This window comes from Methyloglobulus morosus KoM1 (assembly GCF_000496735.2).
In the GTDB taxonomy this organism is placed as follows: Bacteria; Pseudomonadota; Gammaproteobacteria; order Methylococcales; family Methylomonadaceae; genus Methyloglobulus; species Methyloglobulus morosus.
This window is the reverse complement of the sequence record NZ_AYLO01000126.1, coordinates 1-7,373: the sequence shown is the minus strand read 5'-3', so window position 1 is coordinate 7,373 and position 7,373 is coordinate 1. Positions and strand designations below refer to the sequence as shown.

Annotated in this window: 5 protein-coding genes; 1 reads left to right on the top strand and 4 read right to left on the bottom strand. The window is 45.7% G+C overall.

The annotated features are described in order from the left end of the window. The first annotated feature begins 375 nt into the window (after positions 1-375). Positions 376-639 carry a hypothetical protein gene (locus tag MGMO_RS20090; RefSeq protein WP_023496047.1) on the top strand — a complete coding sequence of 88 codons (264 nt, stop codon included), beginning with the start codon at positions 376-378 and terminating at the stop codon, positions 637-639. 76 nt (positions 640-715) lie between these two features. Here MGMO_RS20090 and MGMO_RS15680 read toward each other — a convergent pair whose 3' ends face one another. The 4 genes from MGMO_RS15680 to MGMO_RS15665 all read right to left on the bottom strand — a co-directional run bounded on the left by MGMO_RS15680 (position 716) and on the right by MGMO_RS15665 (position 7,194). Beyond that, positions 716-1,969: a dicarboxylate/amino acid:cation symporter gene (locus MGMO_RS15680; RefSeq protein ID WP_023496046.1), complete on the bottom strand. Its 1,254-nt coding sequence runs from the start codon at positions 1,967-1,969 to the stop codon at positions 716-718. 313 nt (positions 1,970-2,282) lie between these two features. Further along, positions 2,283-2,942 carry a peroxiredoxin gene (locus MGMO_RS15675; RefSeq protein ID WP_023496044.1) on the bottom strand — a complete coding sequence of 220 codons (660 nt, stop codon included), beginning with the start codon at positions 2,940-2,942 and terminating at the stop codon, positions 2,283-2,285. 267 nt (positions 2,943-3,209) lie between these two features. After that, on the bottom strand, positions 3,210-4,586 hold the full coding sequence (locus MGMO_RS15670) for an MFS transporter (protein WP_023496043.1): 1,377 nt from the start codon (positions 4,584-4,586) through the stop codon (positions 3,210-3,212). Next, positions 4,543-7,194, bottom strand: coding sequence for a UPF0182 family protein (locus MGMO_RS15665; protein WP_023496042.1), 2,652 nt, complete (start codon positions 7,192-7,194; stop codon positions 4,543-4,545). Before MGMO_RS15665 ends, MGMO_RS15670 begins: the two co-directional genes overlap by 44 nt. Positions 7,195-7,373: the final 179 nt, after the last annotated feature.

Sequence of the window (7,373 nt, the reverse complement as noted above, 5' to 3'; positions counted from 1 at the left end):
ATGCATTAGCCATTCACCTGCATTGGCATACAACAAACCCAGAAAGAATTGAATGGCTGAGGTTAGCACCGGGCTTGGGGGAAGATGATATTGGGGATGATTAAGATCATGGCATTATCAAGAATAAAAAACCATCTAATTTCTAATGGGTTATCCGCTGGCTTATCTTGACTAACACCCTTTAGGTTAAGTCAAGCCTGTTTAAGACAGATATGCGTTGATTTTCCCAATGTACGGGAGCGTAAGTAATGTATGCGTTGATCATACCCGAAATTTCGGGGCAAGATCGCTGTTAACCAATGGATTTAACAGAATCAGTTATTCTTGTCCGAATAAATATTGTCAACTAGCGTTTTAAACCATATTGGCCTAAAAATGACTACAAACAAACCGATTGTACTGGTAATAGGAATGGGGCCAACACTAAAAATCATAAATACAATAAAAACTATTGCACATTTGATTCTGGCCGAGCTAGAAACTGTATTCATTGTGGTTCAGCAATTCGATTATTTTGATCCTATAAAAATATCACCTTATCGGGTGTCTTTTCAAGGATATGCCTTCCTTGAAACTAACTGGTGGCAAAAAATGTTGGATTGGGTTGACGCTCAATTTTCTACCCTAAACCGAAGGTGATGGAAGTTTATTTTGAACGATGCTAATGTAAAACAGCTAAGTACAAACCTCATAAACTTGATACTTATCCTGAACCTCAAAGCCCTTGCATTTCAATAGTTTTATTTGGCAATCGCACTTCAGCTTGTTTACCATCCATTAGGCAACTGACATTGATGTCGCCCATGACATTGACCGCCGTGCGGCAACGGTCCAAAAACCAGTCGACAGTGAGCAAAATAGGGATGAATTGTAACGGCAGGCCGACGGCATTGAAGACGATGGTCATGGTCACGAGCCCCGCTTCTGGAATACCGGCCGCGCCGACCGATGCCATGACGCTGGACAGTACGACCAGAATTTGCTGTTGCATATCGAGATGCATGCCGAGCACCTGTGCGATGAACAACGCCGCCATGGCTTCATACAGCGCCGTGCCATCGTTATTAAAATTCGCACCCACCATGGCACCGAGGCTCGCAGACTTTTCACGAATGCCCACTTGGTCGCGCAGGCAACTAAAGGTCACTGGCATCGTGGCGGTGGAACTTGCAGTGGAGAATGCTGTTACCAAGGCGTCGCGGGTTCCTTTCAGGACCGTAAGTGGCCGCACCCAGGAGCCCAATCGGATTCGGATCAAATAATAGGCCGCTTGCAGGGCCAACGCAATTATGACGCTTATGACAAATAGCCCTAGCGCTCTGAAGCCACCAAAACCTTGTGTGCCTACGATACTAGCGATGATACCAAAGACCGCGAGCGGTACAAGAACAATGATCCAATGCAGGATACGGATCAAGGTTATAAGCATTAATTCGGCAAGATCTTCGACCGTACCGATTGCTCGTTTACGTTGGCTACGCAACGCGATACCGAAGGCCAGGCCAATAAAGATGACACCGATCACTTTACCATCATCACCTAGCGGCCCAAAAAGGCTTTTCGGTACATTGTCCAAAAACGTGATCAAGGGATTGGGATTCACGGAGATTTGCTGAGTTTCTGTGTGCGCTTCGGGTAAGGCCAAGCCTGCACCCACGCCAGGCTGGATAACGTTGGCTACGCAAAGTCCAATAAAGATAGCGACCAGCGTGTTCAGCATCAATAAGCGCATAAGTTTCAAACTGTCCCGGCCACCAAATTCTGCGGTCATCAACGTGTGGATGAGAGCCGCCAAGATCAGGGGTGGCGCCAATGCGCCCAGCAACCTCAAGATCAGTTTTCCCGGTAGCGACAGCACCACAGCACTTGGCCCCCAAGCAACGCCTACCGCTATACCCAATACCAATGCCAGCAAAATCTGATAATACAACTGTAGCCGATTCCAGCCAGCGAATAATGTCAATGGCATGAGTGGAATTTAGGTGAATGATGGTTGCTATCAAAGGCGTTAAGGCAGCAGATCGTCCAGAAACTATAGGCCAGCATCATATTCATATGAAAACGGAATTGGTTCACCAAAGTTTAGTGTCAAGCTGTAAATGGGATTACTTACTGTTTTTGCCTATTCTTACCGCTTTTTATAATAGGAAGTAATGACAAGATGTCGTCCTTCGAGGCACAAACGAGGTGGCCACCCTGATTTATAAAGGCATTGACAACCACATGTTGCCTTTCAAGGAGCAAATATTTAATTCCAGGTATCGTCATTGACACCCGGCCGGTTATCGGGGCTGCTTAACCAAGCGTAGATACGGCTTAAGGGTTTTCCACCCTTCTTTAAACAGTCCTTTTGCCTCTTCATCGGATACCGACGGTACGATAATGACATCGTCACCGCTTTTCCAATTCACAGGCGTTGCAACCTTATGCGTCGCAGTTAACTGCATCGAATCTAGCACACGCAGGATTTCGTCAAAATTACGGCCCGTGGTCATCGGGTAAGTCAGCATCAGCTTAATCTTTTTGTCCGGTCCGATAATAAACACGGAACGCACCGTTGCATTCGTGGCGGCTGTTCGGCCTTCTGACGTACCGGCCTCATCTGCAGGCAACATGTTGTAAAGCTTCGCCACCAACAAATCGCTGTCGGCAATCATCGGGTAGTTAACCGAATAACCTTGTGTTTCTTCGATATCTTTTACCCATCTCGTATGGTTATCAACGGGGTCTACGCTCAAGCCTATAATTTTACAGTTTCGTTTCGTGAACTCAGGCTCTAGCTTTGCCATATAGCCCAATTCCGTCGTACAGACCGGTGTGAAGTCTTTGGGATGAGAAAAAAGGATAGCCCATCCGTTACCAATCCATTCATGAAAATGTATAACGCCCTGGGTTGTGTTGGCCGTAAAGTCTGGTGCCTCATCATTTATTCGTAATGACATATCAAAACTCCTTGATGGTAAATTAAGCAAAATCCGAGAAAAAATATAATGCCGAACTTTGAGTCGCTGACCAATAGACGGCATCGACTGTCTAATTAAAGACCCAATAGGCCTATTTTTGTTCAGAAATTTATTCTGAATCTACTTTTGTTGAATTGTGTGGAGAAACAGGGTATGGCAGCAAATTCAGATGGAACCACTTCCTTCCAGCTAAACTAGAGAAAAAGATGAAGCGTTTCAATAGCAGCGTGATATCTCCTTAATTTATTACTTGCGCCTAGCCTCGATTTCAGCGCGCAGTTCTAGTTGTTTCTTCTGGGTAATGGGGTAATTCCACAGCAATGGAAATGCCAATAGCATAATAAAGCAAGGTAACCAACCATATATTCTCATCAAGGCAAATTCGGTAGCGCTACTATGAACCGCTGCCGAAGGTTCAAAACCGGAAAGGGCGGGCAACGAAGTCCCCAAAAACACACCGAGACCGATAGCCATCTTGATTGCCATACCCCAAAGCGAGAAATAGAATCCCGTACGCTGATGTCCTGATGCCAATGTGTCATGGTCGATGACATCGGCAGCTATCGAGTTCGACAAGAAAATGATAGCAGCAAGGCTACTGCCGCGAAATACGATCAAGGTCACATACAATACGATGTCACCATAACCGACCAGCGGTAAAGCCAAGCCCCATAGGGCGACCCAGGCACCGGCAAGCGTTAAAGTACGGTGTTTGCCTAACCGATCGGAAAGCCATATCCATAGTGGCAAGGCCAGAAGTGAAGTAAATGTTTCGGCGAGAATCATGGGAGAAAACAACTCCGGCCTGCCTACCACATGCTTTAACACCATCTTATGTAACGTCGCCTGTATCACAAGCCCACAACCAAACAGAACGAGTGCTATTAAGGTTCTTACAAAGGCCTGGTTTTGGAATACCAGTTTCATTCCTGGCCAACCCAAGATAGAAGCGCCATGCAATCGTTCCGGCGGGTTTTCGGGTACTTTGGCTACGGCTAATACCACAAAAATCGGCAAGCATATGCAGATGATCAAAGCAATAACCAGAAGCTGTTCACGATTTCCATGATAACCCCAAAACCCCATTGCCATGAGAATCAACAGAAAAATGATATGGCCGGTAGCACCAAAAGCTTCTCGCCAAGCGGCAACCCGTGAGCGTTCTTTATACTCGGATGAAAGCTCTGCACCCCAGGCCTTATAAGGTAAATCGAAAATATCAAATGACAAAAACAACAAGCTGGTCCAGATAAAAAGGTAAACAACAGATACCTTACCGCTGGGCACAAAAACCATCCAAGTTGACAGGATTAACAAGGGAGTTCCAAGAACCAGCCAGGGCTTACGCCGACCCCAGCGCGTGTTCCAGCGATCGCTAAGGATACCCATGATAGGGTCGGTGAACACATCCAGTAATCGAGACATGGCAATCGCCATCCCCACGCTCACGAGCGGTAACGCCAAATCGTCTGCATAATAGGAGGGGATAAACAGTACCAGGGGCAATAACACCATCGAATGGGTAAGGTGCGGCAAGCCATAAAGCGCCATCATCTTATGCGATAAGGAAGGCACGTTTTTAGGGATCGGCATTTCCTTTAGGCGTTGCAGTATTGTTGCCATCGTCAGAACTTGAAATAAACATCTGTTTCAATCGGTTAAAGGCCGAAGCAAAATTGGTGTCCATGACCACCCGGTTGCCGATGGAAACGATAATCCTTGAAAGCTTAGGGATGGCGTTAGTAGACGAGACAATGTAAACCGGCTGGACATAGAGCACGCTATTGCCCATTGGCATGATAACCATACGGCCTAATTCAACTTTTGTGCCGCCTTGGTTCCAAAGGGTAAAAAGTGAAGAAATTTCCGGGTCTTGCTGTATCAGCGATTCAACCTGCGCCGGCCCGTTGACCTGGACATCCTTCAGGAACTTATAAATGGTGATGCTGGGGTTATAAGCCGTGCTGCAAGTCGTGGTGTCCATAATACCAGCCATTCCTATTATGCTGAGATTATCCCGATTAACCGGCGTCATCGGGTTCAACATGACGAATTCCCCCTTACCGTTGCAATTGCCGAAATCAATAGTCTGATAATAAGGTAAGACCGGTTGACCCCGGACTTTGGCAAATTGCCAAGTTTCCGCTTGTTGGTAAAATAATTCAGGCGCCTTTTGGTTATATTTGGCGTAGACCTTCATCTGCAAATAAAACAACTCCCGCGGATAGCGCAAATGCGCTTTTAGTTCGAATGGCATCTCATCAAGATTTTTAAACAGGCTGGGATATGCGCTGTTGTAAGTTTGAATAAGGACATCCGAGGAATCGGAAATAAAATACTGTACGCCACCGTCAAACGCATCGACGACTATTTTCACGGAGTTTCGGATGTAGTTAAACTCTTGCTTGCCTTCCAAAAAATCGTCGTTGGCAAGTTGGGTGACTGGATACCATTTGGATAGGGTATAAGCATCCTGTATCCAGTAAAATCGTTCCTTGGTCAAAACCAGATAAGGGTCGTTATCAAGGTGAAGGAAAGGCGTCAATGTTTGGATGCGCTCGGTCGTGTTCCTGCGCATCAAGACTTTGCTTTCAGTGGTAATATTGGGGGAAAAAAGAAGGTTTTGGTCTTTGAAATAAAAGGCAAACAATACTTTCCTGAATTGGGAAGGAATAGGCACACCACCTTCGCCTTTATAAGGAGTTTTCGCATCGGGGTCGGATTGCGTACCGGAAATACCCATTACACTCAGTTTATTGGGCACTATGGCATATGTGTATTGTTCCTGGCCATAATAAATATCCGGGTATTGTACTGATAGGCCAACACTAGAACTCTGGTTTAAATCGCGCATATACCAGACTAGCGGGTTACCGGCATCCTGGCCAGCTGGCGTCACAACGGCACCAAAACCGTGGGTATATCGCAAGTGGGTATTTTCCCAGTTTTGCGCTTCAGGCGGCAATTTGGACAGGTTGACTTCCCGGGCAGCCAGGTTCACTTGCCGGGTGTTTTCAAGAATAATATAGCGGTCTTCATCAACGGACAGGAATGAATAATAAGGCCTAATAGACTGTAGCTGATTATAAGTGTCAACCAGGATTTCCCTGTCCCAAACCGGTATATTTTCAAAGTGTTCCTGCGAACTCCATGCCTTGATGTCATCAACGGCATTCAGCTTAACAGGCAGGTCAACCGTTTTAATGTGCTTTAAGTCATAGGCATCCAAGGTTGCGTCGATATTATGCTGTATGAATGGTTTTTCCGTTTTTACAGGATTGGGGTTAACGATATATTCTTGTATTAATTCAGGGATGAAATGGACTTTAGATAACCCTAAAACACATAAAAAAACCGTCAGCGCTATAAAAAACGGTGTCTTGATCCGGTGTTTTTCTGAAAATATGAACAGGCTGGCGGTGACTGCCGTCGCAAGGAAAGTGACAATTGCCAACCAAATGAGCGGCAATTGGTAGCGCATTTCCACAAATCCGGGTCCAAAAAACACCGGTTGATGGGTATCAGTATAGAGCAGTGAAAACCGGTGCAGCAAAAATCCCCAGACGGCAAATAAGACGACGAAACCGATTAAAATCGTCAAATGGATTTTGGCGCCTAAGGGGAATTCTTTTCTTTGCTCGGGCACGAAAACATGTTCAAGCCAATACAGGATTCCCACCGCACAGAACAATAAGCTGGCCGTAGTCAGCAATTCCTGTTGGACCAGGAGATAAAAGGGGTAAGACAACAAATAAAAACTGGTGTCATACCCGTAAACGGGTTCGGCCACACCTGACGGGCCGCCGAAAAGGTACAATAACGCCATTTCCCAATGCTGATAAAACGGGACAGCGATGTAGATGGCCAGTAACAATGGAATGGGGGTATAGACTAGAACCGAACCGCTCGTAAAGGTGTCGGCAAAACGTTGAAAAAGTCTGCGCTTATCCAATCTTCCAAGACTGACATTCGGTTGCGGGTTCAGGCCGAAATAACGCGAGGCGATCCAAAAGTGAAAAAAGAAAATAGAAAAAAACAACAACGTCACTCCGCCGGACAGAAAGAATCGGTAGAGCAATCGAAGCCAAAAATAGGACTCAAACTTTAGGGAGTGAAACCACCATAAGTCGACGAGCAAATTTAAGAAGATGAAATGGAAGGCAATGTAAACTAGGCCGACAGTTAAAATAACCGCCCCCAAAAGAAGGGCTATTCTTTTGGAATTTTGCATAACGTCCTCCTCCAATGGAATGTTCTAACAATGCTTGTGTCTTAGGCATAACAGCTATTCACTGACTGTATTTTTTGGTAGTGGCTAAACATTAACTGATAAGCTTGAATTATAGGAGACGACAAACCAATGGATCACGCCGTCATGCCACGTTGCGTCCTTGGAAAACGAAAGCGTTT